Origin of the sequence: Streptomyces sp. NPDC006551 (assembly GCF_040611675.1) — a bacterium.
GTDB lineage: Bacteria > Actinomycetota > Actinomycetes > Streptomycetales > Streptomycetaceae > Streptomyces.
In genome coordinates this window covers 236,163-258,368 of the sequence record NZ_JBEXOT010000006.1, presented here as the reverse complement: position 1 = coordinate 258,368, position 22,206 = coordinate 236,163, and the positions used below count along the sequence as shown (strand labels likewise).

Genomic DNA, 22,206 nt, shown 5'->3' with positions numbered 1-22,206 from the left:
CCTTTCCCTATCCCTGTTCTTTTACCCCGGTCCGGTGTTTGGGCCCCGCGGGGGGTGGGTGGCCTCCCGGGGTAACTTGGGGGGGGCGCGCGGGGGGCCCCCCCCCCCACGGGTCGGATCGATCGGTTGTCGGTGTCAGGCGGCCAGGTCGGCGGCCATGCGCTCCTGCGTCCACTGCTGAACGGCGACGGGGTCGTACCGCACGTGCTTGCCGACCCGGAAGCCGGGCGGACCGGTGCGCTTCCGGCGCCACTGGTAGACGGTTTCGAGCGGCACGCTGAACATCGCGGCGATGTCTTCGGGGGTGAGGTAGCGGTCCGGGAGTCCGGCCCGGAGCGTGGCCCAGGGGTCGGCGTGGGGCTTCATCGAGTGCCCTCCGAAAAGTTGGAGTGACATTGCTCTGAGTCGCGACTCACTGCGACTCAGAGCCGGGTTTTGGGGTCTTGAGTCGCAGTGAGTCGCGACTCTCAGAGATGTGGATCCACGTTGAGCGTGATGCCGGTGTAGGTGGCGACCTGTCGGCCGTAGGCGTCCCGGGGGCGGGTGCGGCGGAGCTGGGGGACGACGGAGAGCAGGTTGCGGCCGAAGACCTGCTTGGTGCCGATGGACTTCATGCCGTTGTCCTCGGCCCACTCCCGCCACGCGGCCCACAGGACGTCCACGGGGACCTCGCGCATGGGCCCCGTGATGCAGCGCTCCCGGACGAACGCGCTGGTGGGGCTCGCGGTGTCCTGCATGATCGTGACCGCGTCCCGGGAGGATGCCGGCGCGGTGATCCGGCCTGTGCGTTCCAGGCGGGCGAGACCGTCGAGGGCCCAGTTGATGATGCCGGGCATCTCGGCGATCAGCCGGTCGAGCAGGGTGGGGTCTTCCTTGCCGAGCCACGAGCGGGTCGTGTTGAGCACGATGAACCGGTTGGCGATGACCCCGGAGGAGTCGCCGAAGTTCGGCAGCTCGTTGGTCAGGATCATCAGCCGGGTGGGCAGCTTGCCGGTCCAGGGCTCGCGGTACTTCCGGTCGATGTCGATGGTGTCCTCGCCAGAGATGGTCAGCAGCCGCTCGACCACGGCCACGTTGTTCTCGTTGGCGAGCCGGGCGTCGGAGATGATCGCGAGCGGCTTGCCGATGAGGGTCGAGAGCCCGAAGTTCGTGCCGAGACCGGCGAGGGTGGGCCCGGCCAGGTTCTCCTTGCTGACCAGCTCCTTCAGCACCCGAGCGATCGTGCCCTTCCCGGAGCGGGATGGGCCCTTCATGAGCAGGATCTTCTGCTGGTCGGTCCGGCCGGACAGCACGTAGCCGAACCACTCCTGCAGGGCGGCGACCGACTCCGGGTCGTCCGGCCAGATGTCCCGCAGGAACGCCTCCCACTCCGGTGCGGCGGCGGTCGGGTCGTAGTCGAACGGGACGGCGGCGAGGTTGAAGAAGCTGGGGTTGTGCGGCAGCAGCTCACGGTCCCGGATCCGCAGCAGCCCGTTGCGGCACGCGACGATCGGACTGGCGTCGTGCCGGCCACGCTCGCCGTCGATCCAGGCCGGGGCGTCGATGTCGCTGGACAGCAGAGTGATGCCGTAGAGCGCGTCCAGCAGATTGCTGATCTTCGTCTTCGTCGGGGCCCACTCCCGCACCTCGGGAAAGCCGTTCTTGTCCTCCCCCGCGACGAAGGTGGCGTGTTCCAGGCGCCGGTACAGCCCGGCGCGCAGCTCGGCTTCGTCGTACTCGCGCCAGCAGGTCCCGGTCCACCGCATCCACATCCCGTGCCAGCGGCGCAGCCGCAGACGGCCGTCCTGCGTACGCCAGTCGGGCACCAGTCGCCGGGCCACCGCCATCGGGTTCGACGGGGAAGGAAGCTCCTCCGAGCCGGGCATCTGGTGTTCCTCCTTCCGGCCCAAGGCAGCGTTCTGTCCGGTGAGCGAGTGCGGGTCGGAGCTAGAAGGGACGCCTTCGGCGACGACCTTCGGGTCGCCCACCACCGGCGCCACGGCAGTCTGTTCGGCGTCCTCGGCCCGCTCCTCGGTCGGGGTGGGGCTTTTCAGGAGGGGGGATTCGGGGCGGCTCATGCGGCGGCCTGCCGCGGTCGGGCGGTGCGGATGGACCAGTCGAGCGCGCTGCGGATCGTGGCGCGGCACTCGGCCGTCGGCAGTCCTGCCGTCTCCCCCGCCGCCTGAAAAGCCTCCTCGGCCGCGTGCCGGGGGATGTCTCCCCACGCGACGAACCGTCCCACGGCCCGTACGGAGGTGAGCAACTGGGCGTTGCGGCCGCCCTTCTGGGTGTTCCGGACGGCGGCGGTCTCGCGCTCCAGGGCGACATCGGCGACGCGACGGCCACCGGCGAGCGCGGGCGCCGGGGCGGCGGCTCGTACGGGCTTGGGCTGCTCGGTGAGCGCGTCGGAGAGCCAGTCGGGCAGCGGGGCGGGGGCGATGCTGTCCAGGACGGTGTAGGCGCCGTCCGGTGTGTGGCTGCCGGGGGCGACGACGTACCCGCCCCAGCCCCGGGTGTCGACGTGCTTCCCAAGCCGCCCGGCCGTGTTGCCGAGCCGGGCCCCGGGCGGCTGGGTGAAGTACAGGTGCATCCCGCCGCGCGCGGTCCGCACCCGGTAGGTGGCGGGGACGGCCTGCCCGGCGCGCTCGCAGAGCGCCTCGAAGGAAGTCACGCCGTCAGGCGTTCCTTCTGGCTCTCCCTCTTTGACCGTGTCGAGGTCGACGACGAGCAGCCCGGACGGGCCGGTCGCGATCCCGATGTTGTACGGGGCGTGCGTCCACGCTGCGGCGAGCAGATCCGGGTCGGTGGTGGCGCGCTGCTCGGGGGTGCGGTGCCCGGCGGAGCAGCGGCCGGTGCCGGGGCAGGTGCGCTCCGGGTGGCCGGAGGGCCGCTTGTCGCGGGGGCGGAGCGGGAAGACGTGCCAACCGCGCTCGGCCGCCGCGACGGCGTGCGCGAGCAGGTCGAGGCCGGGCAGGTCGATACTCGGCAACCCGTCCGGGTCTCGCCGGAAGGGGTCGGGTTGGGTCATGCTGGGTGTCTCCAGTTCTGTGAGAAGCACTGGCAGGTGAGGGCGGTCCCGGTCATTGGCGTGAGGGGGCCGCCCTTGGCGTTGCTAGGCGTTAGTGAAGGTGACGGTCATGGCGCAACCGCTCATGCGCTTGCCGGCGATGGCGTGGGCGTCCTCGTGGGCGGTGTCCTTGACCTGGTCGCAGACCAGGACGCCGTCGAGGGTGAGGGTCCAGCCGCTGCGGTCGTCGAAACCGCTGTCGACGGCGTACGCAACGGCCTCGTCGGGGGTGTCGAGGTGCGGGGTGAAGCCCTCGTCGTGGGCGCTGTTGCCGCACAGGTCACAGACGGCGATGTAGCAGGTGACGGTTCGGGTGGCCATGTACGTGCTCCTCAGTGGTGGTTGATGGTGCCGTTGGCGCGGCCGAAGAGGCCGGTGGCGGTGATGTTCTGGGTGATGTGCGTGGTCGACCTGCCCGACCCGCTCCCGCTGCTGCCGACGGCACGGCGGGCGGTGCGGATGAGGACGGGGACGGCGATGACGGCGGCGACGACGAGGGCGGCGGCGGACCACAGGGCGTGGCTCATGGCGATGAGTCCCGGGGCGGCGTAGGAGAGTCCGATACCGGCGGCGCCGATGCCGATGCCGACGGTGGGGGCGAGCAGGGCGGTGGTCTTGGCCCACGCAGGGATGGGCTGCGCGGTCTGAACCGGCGCGGGCGGCGGGGCCGGGGCCTGGGTGTAGGCGAGGGTCCGCACGCCGTTGGGGAGGGTGACCCAGTCGACCCCGGGCGGGATCTCCGCTGGGAGGATCACGGGCTGCTCGGCAAGGGGCCTCGGCCCGGCGTACGGGGCGGAGTAGCGGGCGGGGGTGGTGCTCTCGTACGGGGGCTCGTAGTGCACAACGGGGTCCCTTCAACGACGGCGGCCGACGCCCCGTGGTGGGGTGCCGGCCGGTGCTCTGCTTGTCGTGTCGCTTGTCGTCTGGCTTGTCGTGCGGCTTGTCGCTTGTCTTGTCTTGTCGCTTGTCGCCTTGCAGGTCAAAGCCCGTTACTACCCTTCACAGTGGCGCCAATGGGCCTTCTCGCGGCCAGGACGACAAGCGACAGACGACTAGGCCGTTTCCTTCGGATTGAAGGGTCTTCCTTCGCTGACGGGCCGCAACACCGACGCAGTAGACTCCGCTCTCTTGGTTCAGCGCGCTGGGGGGCGACATGGCACGTGGCGGTAACAGCTCGGCGAGAATGCGGCGTATCGACTTCGGCGTAACGACGCTGTTTGGCGCGGTGTATGCCAGCGCGTTGTTCCTCATCGTGACGGGCTTCACCGTGGAACCGAGTGGTTGCGGAGGTCGCTTTCAGGCTGCGTGCTCGGCCGAGATCTACTGGCGCCTTGGCGTCGGCTTCGGTCTCATCGCGGTGGTGGGGCCTGCGCTGTACAAGGTTGTACCGAATATCCCGTTCGATCAGGGTGTCGGCCAAAAGGCGGCTATCACCGCTCTGTTGTTGGGTGCGACGGCCGGTATCGCCCTGACCTTGGCGGTTGTTCGAGTGGTGGCCTAGTCCCCGCCGCTACTGCCCGGGGCATGCCGGTGGTGGATATAGCGAGTCTTGGTTCCCTCGCCGATCCGCACTGCGACGCCTTCGTTGCTCCATGTCTTGAGCCAGCCGACGACGGTCTGCCGGTTGGTGCCGTGCTCGTCGGCGAGCGCGCGGGCGATCGCGGACGCCCCTGTGCCCTCCGGTCCGGCGGCTAGCAGTACCGCGAGCGCGGCTTCCTTGGCGGCGTTGTCCTCGTTGCGCAGCGCAGACAGGTTCAGCCCCGCCGTGGGCGGCTGCTCGGCCACCGGCTCTGTGCCGGTGGGTTCGGGGGTGGTGGCGAACTGGGCGTCGATCTGCTCGCGGAACTGCCGTGCCAGCCGGTCCGCTTCGGACTCGGCCGCGGGCGGCTGTTCGGCGCGGAGCGCGGACAGGTTCAGCCCACCCGAGGTGCCGGCCGACTCAGCCGGGACACTCATGCTCGGTGTGTGGTCGTGGATCCAGGCGATGCGTGCGTGGTCCCAGCGGCGGGCGTAGTCCGGTCCGGCCGCCTTCGCGGAGATGGCGTCCAGGGCCGGGTGGCGGTCGGAGGTGGCGGCGACGATGTCGCGGATCTGGTTGGGCAGGATCCGCCAGGACCTGAACAGGGCGGCCGGGGATTCGGGGGTGCCCATGAACCCGGAGCCCTTGTAGGGGGCCTGGTCCACGCGCAGGCCACGGGAGCCGGGGAACTGCTTGCTCAGGTCCATGCCCTCTGTCTCACCGCCCGTGAGGGCAACGCGGACCTTGGCCTCACGGCGGATCATCAGGTTGCCGAGCACGGAGCCGGTGGCGCCGAGCGCGGTCAGGACCGTGCGGATGCCCATGGCGCGGGCGATCCGGATGACTTCCAGGATCTTGTCCGCGAGGAACCGCAGCTTCCGGTCGGTGCTGACCAGGATCTCCGCGCCCTCGTCGATGACGATCTCGATCTGCGGGATCTGCGCGGAGACCGGGAGCAGGTCGGTGTTCGCCTTGGACATGAGGTCCTGGTAGGCCATCTTGCGGTGCTTGGCGATCCGCACGGCCGCATCGAGCATGAGGGTGGCTTCCTCGTGGGTGGAGGCGAGCCAGTCCACCCCCGGCCGCATCCCGGCGCCGTCTCCGGTGAGGCCGGGGCGGACCCAGGGCAGGCCGGCGGATCCTGCGTTGAGGTCGATGACCCAGGTCAGGACGTCGGTGGCGCGGGCGAATCCGGCGAGGATTGTGTGGACCATGTTCGTCTTGCCCGACCCGGTCGGCCCGACCACCAGCGCGCACTGCTCGCGCAGGTAGACGCGGATCTCGTCCGCGTTCGTGCGCAGCCCCCACGGGATCCCGGTGAGCAGGGAGAGGGGGCCGTAGTCGGTGGGGTAGGTGACCTCCTCGGCGAGGACGTTCACGGTGGTGACGTCGATCAGGACGCGGCCCTGGTCGATGCCCTGCGAAGCGCTCGCGGTGCAGCCGTGCGGCAACCGGGCATCCGCAGACAGGCGGGCCGACTCCCGTGCGATGCGGTCGTAAGTGGTCCCGCCGGCCGGGAGTTCGGCGTCGATCGTGAAGCCGGTGCCGGTCGGCCACTGCTCGACCGCGAGGACGCGGACCGTGATGCCGCAGACGCGCTGGATCCGGTCGACCCACTCGGCGGCGATCGCCCGCCGCTCGGCGGACAGTTCGCGGGCGACCTGCCGTTCCGCGGCGGCGAGGGCTTCCAGCTCGCGGGCTTCCTCGTGGAGGAGGGTGGCGCGGGCGGCGGCTCCGAGGCCGACGCCGAGGGTGGCCAGGGAGCCGAGGGCGGCCCAGGTCAGCGGGCCGGTGGCCATGGCCCAGGTGGTCCATCCGGCCCCGACCAGCCAGGAAGCGGCGCGCATGGAGACGGTGCGGGCGAACAGGCGGTCGCGCAGGCTGGTGATGGTGTGGCCGATGGCTCCGGCGGTGCCGACGGTGAGGGCCCAGCCGGGGGGCATGCCGGTTGCGGCGCCGGTGGTGGCGATGGCGAGGGCTCCGGTGGTGGCGGACAGGGCGCCGGTCACGGGTCCGTGACCGGCAGCCCAGTCCCACACCGGCCCCGTGGTGGTGGCGGTGTTGGGTGCCATGGTCAGACGTTCCATCCCTTCTCGGCCTGGGTCCCGTTGCGGGGGTCCTCGTGGCGGGCGATGTCCTGCTCGTGTGCGGTGCGGAACAGCGGGCCCATGTCCTCCGCGACCGCGACCGCGGCCATGAGGGCGCCGAAGATGTCGTTGAAGCCGTCCGCGACTTCCTTCTCCAGCGGGAACTCCGAGTCGGACCGTTCGGCGAGGATCTTCATCACGTTCGCCACGCTCGTGAGCGCGGCCGGAAGCCCTTCGACCATGGACAGGATCTCCATGGCGTTTTCGGGGTCGTAGCTGTTGGCGGCGGATTCCATCTCCGCCGCGTACTCCTCGAACCGGAAACCCGACACGATCTCTCCTTCGGTGGTGTCGCTGCTGGTGGGTGCTGCGGGAATCAGGCCGGCGGGCCGCTCGGCGGTGTCGCCGACCTGCTCGGCGGTGTCGTCGGCCGCCTGGGCGTCCATGGCGGCTTCGTCGTCCTTGAGGGCGGCCCGGATCTCCTCGTCCTGGCCCTCGCGCTGCTCGGTGGCGGTGCGCATGAGGCGGGCGTAGAGGCGCCGGCCGGGGTGGATCAGCCACGGCAGACGGAGCTTCCGCCCGATCGGTGACGTCACGAATCCGACGATGCCGAGTGCTCCGGCGAGCAGGGCGGCGAGCAGCCGCCGCCGCTGGAACCGGGCGGCCGACCGACGCAGAGCCTTGCGGGCTGCCTTGCGGGCCGGAGCCTTACGGGCCTGGTCACGCCGCTGGTCGACCTGCCCGGCGGTGCGCTGATCCCGCGCCGTGCGGGCCCGCTCTACCGCCGCCCCGCGGGTCTTGCCGATGCGCCCGGCGGCCTTGCCCACAGCCCTGCTGACCGGGCCCTTCTTCGCCAGGGACGCGGACCGCTGATCGGCCTTGGCCTGCCGGCGGGCGTCCGCCACGTGGCGCCGGGCGCCGGTGGTGTCGTGGCGGCGAGCCGCGCGGGACGGTGAGCCCTGCCGGGCCGCCTCCCGCAGAGCCTTGACCTGCCCGACCCGGCCCGCCGCCTTGCCCATTCCGCCGGACGGGCCAGCGGCGGCCGACTTACGCATGCTGCGGAGCTTCCCGCCGCCCTTGGCTCCAGCAGAGGACGGGGCCGTGGTGGCGTTCTTGCCGCGTCCGCGACCAGCGGCCTTAACGGTGCCGGCGCTCCCGTTTCGGGCTTGGGTCGGCACCCGACCCGCACCGCGGCGGCCGGACGCTGCCGAACTGGCCGTGCCGCCCGGGCGGGCCGTCCGGCCGTGCGCGGCCTTGCTGTTGGGCTTGCCGTCCCGCTTGCGGTGGCGGGTGGCCGCGGCGGCGGTGCCGAGCACGACCGCGCCGGTCGCAGCGACCGCGAGCGCCACGGGGCCGCCCACGAGCGCAGCCCCGGCCAGCAGGGTCGCGGTGGTGTTCGTGCCGGTCAGGGCGAGGGGCACGACCGGCCAGCCACCGGGCGTGTGGTCCACGGCGGTGGTGGGCGTGGGGTTGGTTTCGGGGGTGGGGGGCGGTGTGGTGTCCGGAGGGGCTTCGGTGCCTGCTACCGGAGCGAGGGTGGTGTCCGTCATGCTGGTGTGCACTCCTTCGCGGAGAACAGCAGGGCCCACACGACGTGCCGTCCAAGCTTGCGTGTGGGCCCTTGCTGGGCGAGGTGTTGCAGGTCAGGCGGCGAGTTGAGTGGGGGCGTCCGCGCACGGGACGCACATGCCGAGCGAGACTGGGATGCGGTAGCCCACGTCCCGGCCGCACTGCGGGCACACCCGTCGGGCGGCGTTCGCCCGCTCCAGCGCGGCCTGCTTGGCCGGGGTCATCGGCCGGACCGGCACGGCCAGGTCGACCCGGTAGAGGTAGGCGACCAGCGGCCCGCGCCGCCGGCGCCGCGGTCGCTCCAGCTGGGCGGCGACGTCCTGACCACCCGGGCGCAGACCCTGCGCCCGCAGCTGCCGGAACGTCGCCAGCCCGTCCGGGGCGCACCGCCACGGGTAGGTGGGGATCACCGGGCGGCCCCTTCAAGAGCAGGTGCCGGGGTGTTGTCGCGGAGTTCCTGGTAGCGGGTGGCGACCCAGCCGGTCGACCAGCCGCACAGCTCGGCAGCCTGCCGCACCGACAGGCCCGCGTGGAACGCAGCGGCTACGGTCTGGCGCGCGCGGTCCTCGGGGTGCTTCTCGGTCGCGGGGCCGGCGGCGAGGAGAGCGGCGCGTTCACGCTCGGCCCGTGCCTCACGCTCGCGCTGTTCACGCAGGGCGGCTGCCGCGCTCTCACGGCGCTGCCGCTCCCGCTCCTGCGCGGCCTGCTGTTCACGGGCCAGCCGCTGCCGTTCACGCTCCTGCTCGGCCGCGCGCTGCTGTTCACGCTGCCGTTCAAGGCGTTCACGCTCGGCCTGCCGCTCACGCTCGGCGGCGGCTTCACACTCGCGCTCCTCACGCCGTGCCCGCTCCTCGCGTTCAGCCTGTTCACGAAGCAGAGCGGCTTCGTGCTCACGCTGTTCACGAGCCATCCGAGCGTCGAACTCACGCTGCTCCCGCACGCGCTTCTCGGCGGCCTCGGCCCGCTCGGCGGCGACCCGCTCCCTCTCCTGCCGCTCGGCTCGTTCACGGGCCTTCAGCATGTCCAGGGCGCCGGAGATGGCCCGGCGGTAGGCGAGACCGGTCTCGGCCGTGACGATGAGCAGAAGGGGCGCCACCGCGTGCACAGCCACGCCGACCAGGTCTTTCCGCAGCGCGGAGTCCGCCACGTTCAACGCCAGGGTCATGCCGCCGGTCATCCACCGCAGGGCGACGGGCCACCGGCCGCCGTGACCGCCGAGCCGGGCCAGGACCGAGTCCAGGCGGACCACGATCACGACCGCCGCGTCCACCACCAGGGGCAGGATCGGCGCGGTCCAGTCCCACTCGTCCGCCGTGTGCGCCGCCATGAGCGGCGTCACGGTGAGGATCGAGTAGAGCATCGCTCCGCCCACGATCAGCCACGTGCCGACCGACAGGGCCCGCTCCGCTGAACGGATCTGTTCGTCGTTCACGCGGGCACCTCCACCCGTGAACGCGCCCCCTCGACAAGCGGGACGGTGCCGAACCCGATCAGGTGCAACTCGGCGCCGGCGTAGTCGACGTGAACACCCAGGACGCACGTGCGGCCGTCGCGGTGAACGCGGTGGACGACGTTCAGCGGGTCGATGCCCAGAGCCTCCCGCCACGCCTCGAACGCGCCGAAGTCGTCGTGGAACGACAGCTCCAGCCGCTCCGGATACACCGTCGAGAGGGAGATGCAGGGCGCCGGCAGCAGCGGGTAGTCGACGCTCAGTACCCGCAGTGCGATCAGTGGGGCGCCGAGGTCGGCGAGGATCGTGGCGTTCACGCGGCACCGCCCAGCGTGGCGGCGCGGTTGGTCAGCTTCCGGCGCTCGACCAGGACCCGGTTGCGGGCCCGGCGCAGGCTCCGGCCGTCCAGCTCCGTGGCCGGCCGGTCGAGCATCGCGATCCGCACGTCGAGCAGGTCGACCTCCGCGAGGATCAGCGGCATCTCCCGCTCGACCGCGTCCAGCTCCGCCGCCGACGGCTCATCGTCGAACGCCAGCGCCTCAGACGTGACCGGGAGTGTGATGATGGACTTCATGGGTCAGCTCCTTCCAGACAGGAACGGCCCGAACGAGGTCCCGGAGTAGCCCCTCCGGGACCTCTCGCCGTTTGGAACCATCCGGCTCCCCTCGACCCCGCCCGTACGACCCCGCGAAGGGACCGGACGGGCGGAGGAGGCAACCGGCCGCAACCAGAGGGCTGCGGAGTTGGGTAGATCAGTGATCTCTTTCGGGGCCGCGCCTGCCGGTTCAAGGAACAGCCGCTAGGGCCCCGCTTCAGGCAGAGATCTGCCGTCCGGACTGACAAGGGACCGCCTAACTGCTGCGGCTGTCCGGCACCCTCCCCCCGACCAACGCGGGGCTCCTGTGTCGTGCAGTTGCACCCCTGACCTGCGCCTTAAGGGCGCAGCTCACCCGTCCAGCCTGACTCACTTGGCTAGCCTGGTGGGCACGGGAAGAACATAGCCAGCTTGGCTAGTCACGTCAATATGTGACTAGCCAAGCTGCTCAAATAGTCAGGTTGGCCGTAGCATCAAGCCATGACCTTTGAGCTTGAGCCGCTGGATCCCGACGACGACCGACCGCCGTACGAGCAGGTGGCCCGCAGCCTGGGCGCCGCCATCCGCACCCGGCGGCTCGGCCCTGGAGAGAAGCTGCCGTCGCACGCGAAGCTGACGGAGCACTACGGCTTCGCGCGCGCCACGATCCAGCGGGCACTCCGAGACCTTGAAGATGAAGGGCTCGTCGTCTCCCGTAAGGGCAGCGGTGTGTTCGTCCGACACCGCACCGAGCGGCCGGCGGGCCTTCGGCCGTACGTCGAGCAGGCATTCGCCGGCAGAAACGTGACGATCGACTTCGCCGGGTTCTCGAGCGAGACGCTCCACGGGGCTCTACAGGAGCCGCTCGACAAGATCCGTACCGGACGACTGACGCCCGCCAGTATTCGAATCCGGATCCTGGTCCCGGACATGGCCGTACCCCAGGCGGCACCAGTACGCCGCGAGGACTGCGCCGACGACCCCCGACTGCGGGCGCGCATGCACGACATCATGGTCGGCTACACCCGGAGCATCACGGACTCGATCAGCGAGTTGGAGCACCTGGGGCTCGTCCAGGAGGGCAGGGTGAGCGTGCGCGTCCACAGCGGCACGCAGTTCTTCAAGCTCTACATCGTCAACAAGGAAGACGCGTTCTTCGGCTACTACCCGATCCGCCCAAACAAGGTGGTAGCACAGGGGGAAGCCATCGAGATCTACGACCTGGTAGGCAAGGACACCATCCTGTTCCACCACTCCCTCAACGACGGCGACTCGTCCAGCGGCGCTCAGCAGGTGGAGCAGGCGCAAATGTGGTTCGACAGCGTGTGGGAGACGATCGGACGGGAGACGACCGCAGATGTTCTCTGACGAACTGGCCAGCACGCTCGCCGACTACGACGCGATCCTCTTCGACTTCGACGGCCCGATCTGCGACGTCTTCCAGGGGGTGCCTGCCCCAGGGGTCGCCAAGGATCTTTCAACATTGCTCGCCACGCTCGCCCCGGAACTCGCCGACGTGGCCCGCTCGACGGACGATCCGATGGTGGTTCACCAGCTCGCACGCAAGGGCGGGCAGGATATCCTGGCTGCCGTCGAGGCGGCGCTCACGGACGCGGAGGTTCGGGCTGTCGGTGTCGCTGGGGCCCCGACGGATGGCGCTGCCGAGGCCATGACTGCCGCACGCGCTTCGGGGCGGCGCGTCGCCGTCGTCAGCAACAACTCCGCCGACTGCGTGCGCGCCTACCTTTCCGCGCAGGGACTTTCTGGAACTGTCGAGGCTGTGGTCGGCCGACCGGTCCTGCGACCGGATCTCATGAAGCCGTCACCGCATCCTCTGCTCGAAGCGGCGGCGACCCTCGGTGTACCCCCGGAACGTTCGGCGCTGGTGGGCGACTCCGTCACCGACATCGAGGCGGCGCGAGCGGCAGGCGCGGGCAGTATCGGCTTCGCCAACAAGCTTGGTAAGGAGGAGGCTCTCGCCGCCGCCGGCGCGGGTGCAGTGGTCACCGACATGCGGTCCATCGCCCGCGCCTTCACGGCACCCTAGCTGCCTGTGTGAAGCGAGTCAGGGCGGTAAGAACTTCCCTACCTCATCAAGGCACCTGCCGCGCGAGAGTCGACGCGCACGGCCCGTTGCCTGGTCTCATTCCTTAAAGCGATGCCATGAAGGCTTGAACCTCGGCTATGTCAACCTTGTCCAAGTTCTCGGGGTGTATCACGATAGTTAGCTCACTCGCGATTACAGAGCGCCGAGATCGCGCCACAAAGGAAAGGATGATCAACTTTATCAGCGTCTCATGGTCGACATTGTCTATTCGTGCAAGGTCCCCTCCTATTACTGGCATGGCCAGACCCTGTCGGCGCCCATTCACGGCAACAGATTCCCATAGGCTATTCAAGCTTCGCCAGAGCAGATCTACGCTGGACTGCGCGACCAAGGAATTACTCATCCTAGAGTAGGCCAGACCGTAAACATTCTGACCACCTTCTCGCATGAAGGCTACCGTGCCAAGCGGGTATCTGATGCGCTTCCCCTTGGGTTTATCTTGAATGCCTTCTTCTGAATTTGGAGCTACTGCAGCGAGACTTTCCGATAGTTTCACATCCAGGATTGAGGGATCGCCGTCAAATAGCTTGTATGCGAGCTGAGCCTGAACACTGTGCGAAGAGATGACGTCCCCGATATGCGTGGACGTATCGAAAACATCAGTAAATCCGACCACCCAACCGCCCGACTCCGAGAAGAGATCTCCCCTCTTAATCGTCACGACGAAGTCGGGATTAGCGAAGTCTCGACTCGCTTTCGCCCGCGAGAGCGACGACAGCACCCCCCAAGTGAAGGAAAGGAGCAAAAGGCCTGCCAGTACGCGGAAACCAGGAATCGCGAGATCAGGGAAAACGGCAGTCGCCAGCTGGACGATTCCCGAGAGCGCCGCAAAGGCGATCGATGCGTTTCGCAGAATTCGCTCGATTCCTCTGCGGGAACGCATAACGCCCCGGCTCCTACGAATCCGCGTCACGACATGCTCTCTTCAGGCGTCCAGCGAAATCGAGTGCTGTCTTTCGTCGACTCGACAGTGATTATTACACTGTATCGATTGGCGAGAGCGCCGATACCACCCGAATTAGCGCGCGCCTGCGCTACCCCTTCCACCGTGCAGAGAACTTCCACCTCGGGCGACTTTCTATGGAGAGCATGCCATCTGACAATATTGTCAGATCCAATTAGCTCACTAAGCTCACTTTTCGTAAATTCGATGCGATCGCTCAAGCGCGGACGGGTGGATGATTCGGCCTCGATCACCACTTCACGGGGCTCATTTATGGTGTAATTAGAGGTGAAATTGCCAGCCTTCTTTTCAATGGCACCTTCCAGTCTCTGAATTCTCCCACTCTGCTCCCTGATCAATGCCACGAGTTCGTTCAGAATGTCAGGAGTTTCTCGAGACGGGGTCTCGCTTTCAGGCGCAGCCTCCCTGATCGCGGAGAGTTTTTCGTCGAGGTCTCCCCAGAATCGGTCAAAGGTTACGAGCAGCCTCGCGGCGTCAACGCTGGTATCGCTTTTTTCGTTAATGCTTTTTACGAGTTGCCAAACCTCGTCCCTATGGCGGCTATCGGTTGCCTGAAATTGAGTGAGAGGCCCCTCTAGGTCCTTTACGTCGAGATCCAGCAAGAAGGGCGCGAGCATCGATTCCCCCAGCTCTCGCGACAATGCCCCAGATTCAAAGTTGATCCATGGAGCCGCTTGATTGTCACGAGTCACGCAAACTATCCCGAAGGCGCAGTCCCTGAGCTCACTGGCGATCTTCGGCAATCCCCTCTCGCCTTTCGAAATATCTCGGGAGGAGACGAAAGGCGAGAGTGTCGGATTTATGTATGGGAGCCAATCGCGAAGCTCCTCAGCGCACTTCGCTCCTGCAGCTCCAGACCAGCTGATGAAGATTTTCATTGTCTCGCACCCCGCCCCGAACACCTGATGACGACAACATTCTGCCGATCAAGTGGACTGCTGTCTGGCGATCCCGCAAAGAGTGGCCTGGTGAGGAGGGCTGGATGGGGGCTCGAGGAGGGCACGGATGGCATAGGGAGGGCGGGTCATCACGCGCCTCCACGAGAAGCGCGGGCCACCCGCAGATACCTCGGCATGCCGATGAGCTGCGGCACGGTGGCCGTGCGAGACACCTGGAGGCATCGGGACATGCGGTGCAAGCTTCGCAGCACACTGGGGCCTCGGAGTCGAAGGCGGCTGCTGGCAGCCTAGGTTGGGGGATCCCGTGGGGTTCTGGCACTGCAGCGCAGCACTGCACACTGCACACTGCCCAGGCTTGGGCAGTCTGCGCGCGGCCGGCGCTGGCAGGTCACTCTTGGCCATCGGCGGAGCCTGAACGTCGGTTAGGTCCCGGGGCTTGCCCCGGGCCACCCCCGGACAGAGTCAGGGATGCAGCTGCACAACAGAGCTGGACACTTCGGAAGCCGACCGCACGCAAGCGGACTCTAACCAGCAGCACTGACAACGACTCCCGGGCGCCCGGGCCCGGTTCGGCTGGGCCGTCTGTGGGCCGTGCGAGGAAGCTCAGCAACGGCCGACAACGACCAACCATGACAGCCCGATCGCAGGCCAGCCGAGCCTCGAAGTCGGTGTGGGACAAGCCATCCTGACTGTGCGTCAGTTCTAGTTATAGTGGGCAATGGTCGAGCAGGCGCCGTGCCGTCGGAGAGATGAGGGCCCATGACCCAGGTGACCGAGCACGGCGGAGGGGTCTGGTCCCTCCGCGTCCCCATCCCGGACAACCCGCTCGGCCACACCCTGGTCCACGTCCTGGACACCGACCGCGGGCCCGTCCTGATCGACACCGGCTGGGACGATCCCGACTCCTGGACCGAACTGACCGACGGGCTCGCCGCGCTGGGCATCTCCGTACGGGACGTCCACGGCGTCGTCATCACCCACCACCACCCCGACCACCACGGCCTCTCCGGCCGGGTCCGGGAGGAGTCCGGCGCGTGGATCGCGATGCACGCCGCCGACACCGCCGTCGTACGCCGCACGCGGGAGTCGGAGCCGGAGGCGTGGCTCGACTACCTCGCCCGCAAACTGGCCGCCGTCGGCGCCCCCGAGGAGCACACCGCCCCGCTCCTGGCCGCCCGCGCGAGCGGCCGGGCGCGGACCCTGCCGGGGCTGCGCTCGGCCCTTCCGGACCGCGAGATCCTCCCCGGGGAGCTGCTCGACCTCGCGGGCCGGCGGCTGCGCGCGGTGTGGACGCCGGGCCACACGCCTGGCCATGTCTGCCTGCACCTGGAGGAGGACCACCCGGCGAACCTGCCGGGGCACGGCCGGCTGTTCTCCGGCGACCATCTGCTGCCCGGGATCTCCCCGCACATCGGCCTCTACGAGGACCCGGACGACGACACCGTCACCGACCCCCTCGGCGACTACCTGGACTCACTGGAACGGATCGGCCGCCTCGGCGTCGCCGAGGTGCTCCCCGCCCACCAGTACGCCTTCCCCGACGCGGCCGGCCGGGTCCGGGAACTCCTCGACCACCACGAGGAAAGGCTGACGGGTCTCCTCGGCCTGCTGGTCACTCCCCTCACCCCGTGGCAGCTCGCCGAGCGGATGGAGTGGAACCGCCCGTGGGAGCGGATCCCGTACGGTTCGCGGAACATCGCGGTCAGCGAGGCCGAGGCGCATGTGCGCCGACTGGTGAAGCTGGGCCGCGCGGAGGCCGTGCCGGGCACGGACCCGGTGACGTACACGGCGGTCCGTTGAACGACCCCAAGGGGTCGAAGCCCCTCGCCGGGCACGGAGCCGGTGGCGTACGCGGCGGTCCGTCGACCGTCCCCAAGGGGCCGAAGCCCCTCGCCGAGCGCGGTGTGAGGCGCCTCGCACCCACCGGCCGTCCGGGGTACGGCCCGGTAGAGTGTGCGAGTCGTCATCATGCCCGTACGGGGGGAAGCCGGTGCGAATCCGGCACTGTCCCGCAACCGTGAGCCGCCTCCGCGCGGTGAGTCGGAATGCCCCGCCCGGGACGTGACCGCCGGCACCGTCGAGGAATACGGAGCCGAGCCTGGTGCCCCGAGCGTGCCTGTGCCCGGCCCGCAGGAGAGGCCCAGCACGCATGACCACCGTCCGCCGCGGCGCCGCCGCGTTCGCAGCCGCCGCGCTGCTCTGCACCGGAACGGCTTCCGTCGCATCCGCCGCGCCCTCCCCGTCGCCCACCCCCGCACCCGTGATCCCCTCAGGGCTCTACGGCACGAAGGACCCGACGTACGACGGTGTCTGGCGCCAGTCGCTCGCCTTCATCGCCCAGCGGACCAACGGCGTCCAGCCCGCCGAGAAGTCCGTGACCTGGCTGCTGCGGCAGCAGTGCGACAGCGGCGCCTTCCCCTCGTACCGCCCGGATCCCGCCAAGCCCTGTGACCCGGCCACGATGCTGGACACCAACGCCACCGCCGTCGCCGTGCAGGCCCTCACCGGCGTCAAGCGCGAGAGCGCCGACCCCGAGCGTCTTGCCAAGGCGGCCGAGGCGGGCGCCGGCTGGCTGAAGGGCGTCCAGAACAAGGACGGCGGCTGGGGATACAACCCCGGCAGCCCCAGCGACGCCAACTCCACCTCCATCGTGATCGGCGCGCTGGCCGCCCTCGGCGAGAAGCCGGGCGAGGTGAAGTCCGCCGACGGCAAGACTCCGTACGACGCGCTGCTCGGCTTCGCCGCTCCCTGTACGGCGAAGGACGGCGCGGGCGCGTTCGCCTACCAGCCGGACAAGTCGGGCAAGCTGCTCGCGAACGCCGACGCCACCGCGGCCGCCACGCTCGCCGGGCTCGGCAAGGGCCTCACCGCGCGCGGTGTGAAGCCCGCGCAGACCCCCACCTGCACCGACCTGCCCGAGCCCACGATCGCGCGGGCCGCCCTCAACGGCGCCTCGTACCTGGCCGGGGCGCTCGCCAAGACCGGTCACCTGAACACGCCGCCGATGCCCGGCGCCACCGACCCGTCCGAACTGCCCGACTTCGGCAACACGGCCGACGCCGTCGTCGCGCTCGCCGCGAGCGGCGCGACCAAGGAGGCCGCCGGGGCGCTGGCCTGGCTGCAGAAGAACTCCGCCGCCTGGGCGAAGGAGAACGGCCCGGCCGCCTACGCCCAGCTGATCTTCGCCTCCAACGCGATGGGCGTCGACCCCCGCGCCTTCGGCTCGGCCGACCTCCTCAAGCAGCTGGGCGCCACCGGCCCCGCGCCGCAGTCCACGCCCTCCGCCGCCGCGGTGGCGAGCGACAAGGACGAGGAGAGCGCGGACTCCGGCTCCTTCGACCTCTGGTGGATCATCGGCATCGGCATGGTCGTCGGTGTCGGCATCGGCTTCCTGTTGAGCGGCCGCAAGAAGTGAGGACGCGGCTGCACTCGGCCGCGGCTTCCGTCACGACCGCGGTCGCGGCCGCCGTCGCGGCCGTCGTCCTGACGCCGGCCGTCGCCGCCCCCGCCCAGGCCGCCGGATACCGTTACTGGTCGTTCTGGGAGAGCCAGGGCGGCGGCCGGTGGGCGTACGCCACGCAGGGCCCGGCGACCGCGGTCCCCGCCGACGGCGACGCGATCGGCTTCCGCTTCGCGGTCAGCGAGGACGCGAACGACGCCGCCCGGCCGTCCGGCGCCCCCGACTTCGCGGGGATCTGCGCCGGTACGGAGAGGAGGGCCGGCACCAAGCGGGTGGCGGTCGTCGTGGACTTCGGCGGTCCGCGGGACGCCCCACCGGGCGAGACGCCGCCGGACCCACCGGTCGAGACCGGCTGCGCGCAGGTGCGGAAGGACGCGACGAGCGCGGAGGCGCTGGCGGCGGTGGCGAAGCCGCTGCGCTACGACAGCGCGGCGCTGCTCTGCGGGATCGCGGGCTACCCGGCGAAGGGCTGCGGCGAGCAGGTGGCGGGCACACAGCCGTCCGCCGGGCAGGCGCGGCCGTCCGGCTCCACCTCCGCGACCGCCCCCACCGCCGCGAGTGACGGCGAGGGCGGCGGCCCGTCCGTCGGGATCGTCGCGGGCGGAGCGGCCGTGCTCGTGCTCGGTGGCGCGGCGATCTGGAAGGCCCGCCGCCGCACATGATCCGTGCCCCCGAGGCGAACCGTTCCAACGCCCTGCACGCGGGCGCCTGGTGGCTCTGGGCGCTCGGTCTGGCCGTGGCCGCCTCCCGTACCGCCAACCCGCTGCTCCTCGGTCTGATCGTCGGCGTCGCGGGCTATGTCGTCGCGGCGCGCCGCACCGACGCCCCCTGGGCACGCTCGTACGCGGCGTTCGTGAAGCTGGGCCTGTTCGTGGTGTTCCTGCGGGTGGTCTTCTCCGTCGTGCTCGGCTCTCCGATCCCCGGTACGCACGAGCTGTTCACGCTGCCCCGGCTGCCGCTGCCGGAATGGGCCCAAGGGGTACGGATCGGGGGCCGGGTCACCGCCGAGCAGCTGGTCCACGCGGTGTACGACGGGGCGAAGCTGGCGACCCTGCTGATCTGTGTGGGCGCGGCGAACGCGCTCGCCAACCCGGCCCGTCTCCTCAAGTCGCTGCCCGGCGCGCTGTACGAGGCCGGGGTCGCCGTCGTGGTGGCGATGACGTTCGCGCCGAACATGGTCGCGGACGTGGCCCGGCTGCGCACGGCGCGGCGGCTGCGGGGCCGCCCGACGGGCGGGGTGAAGGCGGTGCTCCAGATCGGACTCCCGGTTCTGGAGGGGGCGTTGGAGCGGTCGGTCGCGGTGGCGGCGTCGATGGACGCGCGCGGGTACGGGCGTACGGCGCGGGTCCCGGCGGCCGTGCGGCGGACGACGAACGTGCTGACGCTGGGCGGGCTGCTGGGGGTGTGCGCCGGTTCGTACGGGCTGCTGGCGGCGGAGGGCGCGGGGTACGGGCTGCCGCTCGTCGGCGCCGGTCTCGTCGCCGCCGTGGCCGGGCTGTGGCTCGGCGGGCGGCGGACGGTCCGGACCCGGTACCGGCCCGACCGATGGGGGGTCCGGGCCTGGTTGGTCGCCGGCTCGGGTGTGGCGGTGGCGGCCCTCATGATCGCGGCGAACGCGTACGCGCCCGAGGCGCTGCACCCCGGGGTCGTCCCGCTGGTGGCCCCGCAGCTGCCGGTGTGGCCCGCCGTGTCTCTCCTGCTGGGCCTCGTGCCCGCGTTCGTAGCCCCTGCGCCCAAGGAGTCCTGAGATCCCGTGATCCGCTTCGAGAACGTCTCGGTGACGTACGCGGACGCCGACGCGCCCACCCTTCGGGACATGAACCTGACCGTCCCGGAGGGCGAACTGGTCCTCCTCGTCGGCCCCTCCGGGGTCGGCAAGTCGACGCTGCTCGGCGCGGTGTCCGGGCTGGTCCCGCACTTCACGGGCGGGACGCTGACGGGCCGGGTCACGGTCGCGGGCCGCGACACACGGACGCACAAGCCGCGTGAACTGGCCGACGTCGTGGGCACGGTGGGCCAGGATCCGCTCGCGCACTTCGTCACGGACACGGTCGAGGACGAGCTGGCGTACGGGATGGAGTCCCTGGGTCTGGCGCCCGGGGTGATGCGGCGCCGGGTGGAGGAGACGCTGGACCTGCTGGGCCTGGCGGAGCTGCGCGACCGTCCCATCGCCACGCTCTCGGGCGGCCAGCGGCAGCGGGTGGCCATCGGCTCGGTGCTGACCCCGCACCCGAAGGTCCTGGTCCTGGACGAGCCGACGTCCGCCCTGGACCCGGCGGCGGCGGAGGACGTCCTGGCGGTGCTGCAGCGTCTGGTCCACGACCTGGGTACGACGGTCCTGATGGCCGAGCACCGCCTGGAGCGGGTGGTGCAGTACGCGGACCAGGTGCTTCTGCTGCCGGAGGGGTCCATGGGCCCGCCGACGGACATCATGGCCGTCTCGCCGGTCTGCCCACCGGTGGTGCAGCTGGGCCGCCTGGCGGGGTGGTCTCCGCTGCCGCTGACGGTACGCGACGCGCGGCGCCGTGCGAGTGGTTTGCGGGAGGCTCTGGCGGAGACCCCACCAGGGCTCCTCCCCGGGCCCCGCGCCTTCCCCGCTCATCCGGCCCGTCCGGCGATCGAGGACCGGCGGCCCGGGAGCGGAGCCCCCAGTCCCGGGAAGGGGCGGGGTGGGGGAATGTCCCTGTTCCGGCGGCGGCCCCCGCGCACCGCGACCGCCCCCGCCGTCCACCTCGTCGCCGTCGACGCGCTCGGCGTCCGACGCGGCCGCGTCGAAGCACTGCGGCACGTCGACCTCCAGGTCGACCCCGGAGAGACCGTCGCCCTCATGGGCCGCAACGGCGCCGGGAAGTCCACCCTGCTCGCCTCCCTCGTCGGCATGGTCACACCGACCTCCGGGGCCGTACTCGTCGGCGGGCGCGTCCCGCACCGGACCGACCCGCGCGACCTGGTCCGCCAGGTCGGTCTCGTACCGCAGGAGCCGCGTGACCTGCTGTACGCCGACACGGTCGCCGCCGAGTGCGCCGCGGCCGACACGGACGCGGGCGCCCGGCCGGGGACCTGCCGGGACCTGGTGTCCGAGCTCCTTCCGGGGGTCGCGGACGACACGCACCCGCGTGACCTGTCCGAAGGGCAGCGTCTCGCGCTCGCGCTCGCCGTCGTCCTCACCGGGCGCCCCCCGCTCCTCCTTCTCGACGAACCGACCCGGGGGCTCGACTACGCCGCCAAGGCCCGTCTCGTCACCCACCTGCGGACACTCGCCGCCGAGGGGCACGCCATCGTCCTCGCCACGCACGACGTGGAGCTGGCCGCCGAGCTGGCGCACCGGGTGGTGATCCTGGCGGGCGGCGAGGTCGTCGCGGACGGTCCGACCGCCGAGGTCGTCGTCTCCTCTCCCGCCTTCTCCCCGCAGGTCGCGAAGATCCTCGCCCCGCAGCCCTGGCTCACGGTCGAGCAGGTCGCCCCGCACCTGACGGAGGGCCTGTGAGCACGTCCGCGCGCCCGATCCGCCTCGGTCCCCGCTCGATCGCCGCCCTCGTCCTGATCTCCGTCGTCGGCGTCATCGCCTTCGGCTGGCCGCTGCTGGCCGACTCCGGTTCGGCCGTCGGCTCCCACTCCGCCGACGCGCCCTGGCTCTTCGCCGCCCTGCTCCCGCTTCTCGTCGCCGTGGTCGTGGCGACCATCGCCGACGGCGGCATGGACGCGAAGGCGGTCGCGATGCTGGGGGTGCTGGCCGCCGTCGGGGCGGCCCTGCGCCCCCTGGGCGCCGGTACGGCCGGTCTGGAGCCGATGTTCTTCCTGATGGTGCTCAGCGGCCGGGTCCTCGGCCCGGGCTTCGGCTTCGTCCTCGGCTCGGTGACGATGTTCGCGTCCGCCCTGCTCACGGGCGGTGTGGGCCCCTGGATGCCGTTCCAGATGCTGTCGATGGGGTGGTTCACGATGGGCGCCGGGCTGCTGCCGGGCGCGGACCGCCTCCGCGGCCGCGGCGAGCTGCTGTTGCTGTCCCTGTACGGGTTCCTGGCGGCGTTCGCGTACGGCACGGTCATGAATCTGTACGGCTGGGTGCTCGTGCCCGGCCTGGCCTCGGGCATCTCGTACCAGGCGGGCGATCCGGTGGGGGAGAACCTGCTGCGGTTCGCCGCGTACGTCCTGGCGACCTCGCTCGGCTGGGACCTGGGCCGGGCGGCGCTGACCGTCGTCCTCACGCTGACCGTCGGCGGGGCTCTCCTCAAGGCGCTGCGGCGGGCAACACGAAGGGCGAACTTCGAGGCCCAGGTCACATTCGAGGCCGCTCGGAGGCCCCCGGACGGTGAGGCGCCCCACAGGACCTACGTCACGTACGGCCCGGAATAGCAGACGGGCACATAGCCCCAAATCACCCCACACAGTCCCAGTGCCTGCCAAAAAACCCGCCCCCGGTCCTGGGCCGTTCGCCGGGAGTGCGATCGGGGGTAGTACACGGCGTCGTTGCCACGGCCTGCCCAGCCTGCTTGTCTGGTGGACGTCGCCAGGCAGCCGGCGCTCAGCGCAG

The 22,206-nt window shown here is 70.5% G+C and carries 22 protein-coding genes and 1 riboswitch; of the genes, 9 read left to right on the top strand and 13 right to left on the bottom strand.

What is annotated here, in order from left to right; genetic code table 11:
- Positions 1-135: 135 nt before the first annotated feature.
- From ABZY12_RS10120 to ABZY12_RS10100, 5 genes are all read right to left on the bottom strand, one after another.
- Positions 136-366, bottom strand: coding sequence for a helix-turn-helix domain-containing protein (locus tag ABZY12_RS10120; protein WP_356888819.1), 231 nt, complete (start codon positions 364-366; stop codon positions 136-138).
- Between the two features lie 101 nt (positions 367-467).
- Entirely contained in the window at positions 468-2,057 is a 1,590-nt protein-coding gene (locus ABZY12_RS10115; RefSeq protein ID WP_356888818.1) for a phage/plasmid primase, P4 family, read from the bottom strand.
- Complete coding sequence (locus ABZY12_RS10110) at positions 2,054-3,007, bottom strand: bifunctional DNA primase/polymerase (RefSeq protein WP_356888817.1); 954 nt, start codon at positions 3,005-3,007, stop codon at positions 2,054-2,056. Before ABZY12_RS10110 ends, ABZY12_RS10115 begins: the two co-directional genes overlap by 4 nt.
- 84 nt (positions 3,008-3,091) lie before the next feature.
- A complete protein-coding gene (locus ABZY12_RS10105; RefSeq protein WP_356888816.1) occupies positions 3,092-3,367 on the bottom strand; it encodes a hypothetical protein in 276 nt (91 codons plus the stop codon).
- An 11-nt stretch (positions 3,368-3,378) separates the two neighbouring features.
- Positions 3,379-3,801 (bottom strand): hypothetical protein, encoded by a 423-nt coding sequence (locus ABZY12_RS10100; protein WP_356888830.1) that lies wholly within the window; start codon positions 3,799-3,801, stop codon positions 3,379-3,381.
- Between the two features lie 428 nt (positions 3,802-4,229).
- On the opposite strand from ABZY12_RS10100, the gene ABZY12_RS10095 reads away from it, so the two are divergent.
- Entirely contained in the window at positions 4,230-4,547 is a 318-nt protein-coding gene (locus tag ABZY12_RS10095) for a hypothetical protein (RefSeq protein ID WP_356888815.1), read from the top strand.
- Here the strand turns inward: ABZY12_RS10095 and ABZY12_RS10090 are convergent.
- The 6 genes from ABZY12_RS10090 to ABZY12_RS10065 form a co-directional block, all read right to left on the bottom strand.
- Positions 4,544-6,637, bottom strand: a complete 2,094-nt coding sequence (locus tag ABZY12_RS10090) for a hypothetical protein (RefSeq protein WP_356888814.1) — start codon at positions 6,635-6,637, stop codon at positions 4,544-4,546. The genes ABZY12_RS10095 and ABZY12_RS10090 overlap by 4 nt on opposite strands.
- 2 nt (positions 6,638-6,639) lie before the next feature.
- Positions 6,640-8,202 carry a hypothetical protein gene (locus ABZY12_RS10085; RefSeq protein WP_356888813.1) on the bottom strand — a complete coding sequence of 521 codons (1,563 nt, stop codon included), beginning with the start codon at positions 8,200-8,202 and terminating at the stop codon, positions 6,640-6,642.
- A 93-nt stretch (positions 8,203-8,295) separates the two neighbouring features.
- Positions 8,296-8,631 carry an RRQRL motif-containing zinc-binding protein gene (locus ABZY12_RS10080; protein ID WP_356888812.1) on the bottom strand — a complete coding sequence of 112 codons (336 nt, stop codon included), beginning with the start codon at positions 8,629-8,631 and terminating at the stop codon, positions 8,296-8,298.
- Positions 8,628-9,653: a DUF2637 domain-containing protein gene (locus ABZY12_RS10075; RefSeq protein ID WP_356888811.1), complete on the bottom strand. Its 1,026-nt coding sequence runs from the start codon at positions 9,651-9,653 to the stop codon at positions 8,628-8,630. Before ABZY12_RS10075 ends, ABZY12_RS10080 begins: the two co-directional genes overlap by 4 nt.
- The gene (locus ABZY12_RS10070) at positions 9,650-9,988 is read right to left on the bottom strand and encodes a hypothetical protein (protein ID WP_356888810.1); all 339 of its coding nucleotides are present in this window, start codon (positions 9,986-9,988) and stop codon (positions 9,650-9,652) included. The genes ABZY12_RS10075 and ABZY12_RS10070 overlap by 4 nt, the downstream gene beginning before the upstream one ends.
- On the bottom strand, positions 9,985-10,245 hold the full coding sequence (locus ABZY12_RS10065; RefSeq protein WP_356888809.1) for a DUF6284 family protein: 261 nt from the start codon (positions 10,243-10,245) through the stop codon (positions 9,985-9,987). Before ABZY12_RS10065 ends, ABZY12_RS10070 begins: the two co-directional genes overlap by 4 nt.
- A gap of 501 nt (positions 10,246-10,746) precedes the next feature.
- On the opposite strand from ABZY12_RS10065, the gene ABZY12_RS10060 reads away from it, so the two are divergent.
- Both ABZY12_RS10060 and ABZY12_RS10055 read left to right on the top strand, forming a co-directional pair.
- The gene (locus ABZY12_RS10060; RefSeq protein ID WP_356888808.1) at positions 10,747-11,613 is read left to right on the top strand and encodes a winged helix-turn-helix domain-containing protein; all 867 of its coding nucleotides are present in this window, start codon (positions 10,747-10,749) and stop codon (positions 11,611-11,613) included.
- Positions 11,603-12,292 carry an HAD family hydrolase gene (locus ABZY12_RS10055; protein WP_356888807.1) on the top strand — a complete coding sequence of 230 codons (690 nt, stop codon included), beginning with the start codon at positions 11,603-11,605 and terminating at the stop codon, positions 12,290-12,292. The genes ABZY12_RS10060 and ABZY12_RS10055 overlap by 11 nt, the downstream gene beginning before the upstream one ends.
- Before the next feature lie 103 nt (positions 12,293-12,395).
- On the opposite strand, the gene ABZY12_RS10050 is transcribed toward ABZY12_RS10055, so the two are convergent.
- Positions 12,396-13,235 carry a macro domain-containing protein gene (locus ABZY12_RS10050; RefSeq protein ID WP_356888806.1) on the bottom strand — a complete coding sequence of 280 codons (840 nt, stop codon included), beginning with the start codon at positions 13,233-13,235 and terminating at the stop codon, positions 12,396-12,398.
- Positions 13,236-13,261: 26 nt separating this feature from the next.
- Complete coding sequence (locus ABZY12_RS10045; RefSeq protein ID WP_356888805.1) at positions 13,262-14,194, bottom strand: TIR domain-containing protein; 933 nt, start codon at positions 14,192-14,194, stop codon at positions 13,262-13,264.
- A 780-nt stretch (positions 14,195-14,974) separates the two neighbouring features.
- On the opposite strand from ABZY12_RS10045, the gene ABZY12_RS10040 reads away from it, so the two are divergent.
- The 6 genes from ABZY12_RS10040 to ABZY12_RS10015 all read left to right on the top strand — a co-directional run bounded on the left by ABZY12_RS10040 (position 14,975) and on the right by ABZY12_RS10015 (position 22,028).
- Entirely contained in the window at positions 14,975-16,015 is a 1,041-nt protein-coding gene (locus tag ABZY12_RS10040; protein ID WP_356888804.1) for an MBL fold metallo-hydrolase, read from the top strand.
- Between the two features lie 180 nt (positions 16,016-16,195).
- Positions 16,196-16,266, top strand: a riboswitch (cobalamin riboswitch).
- A 98-nt stretch (positions 16,267-16,364) separates the two neighbouring features.
- Positions 16,365-17,630, top strand: a complete 1,266-nt coding sequence (locus tag ABZY12_RS10035) for a prenyltransferase/squalene oxidase repeat-containing protein (protein WP_356888803.1) — start codon at positions 16,365-16,367, stop codon at positions 17,628-17,630.
- Positions 17,627-18,337: an SCO2322 family protein gene (locus ABZY12_RS10030; protein WP_356888802.1), complete on the top strand. Its 711-nt coding sequence runs from the start codon at positions 17,627-17,629 to the stop codon at positions 18,335-18,337. The genes ABZY12_RS10035 and ABZY12_RS10030 overlap by 4 nt, the downstream gene beginning before the upstream one ends.
- Positions 18,334-19,422, top strand: coding sequence for an energy-coupling factor transporter transmembrane protein EcfT (locus ABZY12_RS10025; protein ID WP_356888801.1), 1,089 nt, complete (start codon positions 18,334-18,336; stop codon positions 19,420-19,422). The genes ABZY12_RS10030 and ABZY12_RS10025 overlap by 4 nt, the downstream gene beginning before the upstream one ends.
- Positions 19,423-19,428: 6 nt before the next feature.
- Positions 19,429-21,162 carry an ATP-binding cassette domain-containing protein gene (locus ABZY12_RS10020; RefSeq protein WP_356888800.1) on the top strand — a complete coding sequence of 578 codons (1,734 nt, stop codon included), beginning with the start codon at positions 19,429-19,431 and terminating at the stop codon, positions 21,160-21,162.
- Positions 21,159-22,028 carry an ECF transporter S component gene (locus ABZY12_RS10015; protein WP_356888799.1) on the top strand — a complete coding sequence of 290 codons (870 nt, stop codon included), beginning with the start codon at positions 21,159-21,161 and terminating at the stop codon, positions 22,026-22,028. The genes ABZY12_RS10020 and ABZY12_RS10015 overlap by 4 nt, the downstream gene beginning before the upstream one ends.
- Positions 22,029-22,206: the final 178 nt, after the last annotated feature.

Excerpts from the sequence above, each read along its gene's own strand:
- ABZY12_RS10120 (WP_356888819.1), bottom strand. The coding sequence starts at position 366 with ATGAAGCCCCACGCCGACCCCTGGGCCACGCTCCGGGCCGGACTCCCG.
- ABZY12_RS10115 (WP_356888818.1), bottom strand. The coding sequence starts at position 2,057 with ATGAGCCGCCCCGAATCCCCCCTCCTGAAAAGCCCCACCCCGACCGAG.
- ABZY12_RS10110 (WP_356888817.1), bottom strand. The coding sequence starts at position 3,007 with ATGACCCAACCCGACCCCTTCCGGCGAGACCCGGACGGGTTGCCGAGT.
- ABZY12_RS10105 (WP_356888816.1), bottom strand. The coding sequence starts at position 3,367 with ATGGCCACCCGAACCGTCACCTGCTACATCGCCGTCTGTGACCTGTGC.
- ABZY12_RS10095 (WP_356888815.1), top strand. The coding sequence starts at position 4,230 with ATGCGGCGTATCGACTTCGGCGTAACGACGCTGTTTGGCGCGGTGTAT.
- ABZY12_RS10090 (WP_356888814.1), bottom strand. The coding sequence starts at position 6,637 with ATGGCACCCAACACCGCCACCACCACGGGGCCGGTGTGGGACTGGGCT.
- ABZY12_RS10085 (WP_356888813.1), bottom strand. The coding sequence starts at position 8,202 with ATGACGGACACCACCCTCGCTCCGGTAGCAGGCACCGAAGCCCCTCCG.
- ABZY12_RS10065 (WP_356888809.1), bottom strand. The coding sequence starts at position 10,245 with ATGAAGTCCATCATCACACTCCCGGTCACGTCTGAGGCGCTGGCGTTC.
- ABZY12_RS10060 (WP_356888808.1), top strand. The coding sequence starts at position 10,747 with ATGACCTTTGAGCTTGAGCCGCTGGATCCCGACGACGACCGACCGCCG.
- ABZY12_RS10055 (WP_356888807.1), top strand. The coding sequence starts at position 11,603 with ATGTTCTCTGACGAACTGGCCAGCACGCTCGCCGACTACGACGCGATC.
- ABZY12_RS10050 (WP_356888806.1), bottom strand. The coding sequence starts at position 13,235 with ATGCGTTCCCGCAGAGGAATCGAGCGAATTCTGCGAAACGCATCGATC.
- ABZY12_RS10045 (WP_356888805.1), bottom strand. The coding sequence starts at position 14,194 with ATGAAAATCTTCATCAGCTGGTCTGGAGCTGCAGGAGCGAAGTGCGCT.
- ABZY12_RS10040 (WP_356888804.1), top strand. The coding sequence starts at position 14,975 with ATGACCCAGGTGACCGAGCACGGCGGAGGGGTCTGGTCCCTCCGCGTC.
- ABZY12_RS10035 (WP_356888803.1), top strand. The coding sequence starts at position 16,365 with ATGACCACCGTCCGCCGCGGCGCCGCCGCGTTCGCAGCCGCCGCGCTG.
- ABZY12_RS10025 (WP_356888801.1), top strand. The coding sequence starts at position 18,334 with ATGATCCGTGCCCCCGAGGCGAACCGTTCCAACGCCCTGCACGCGGGC.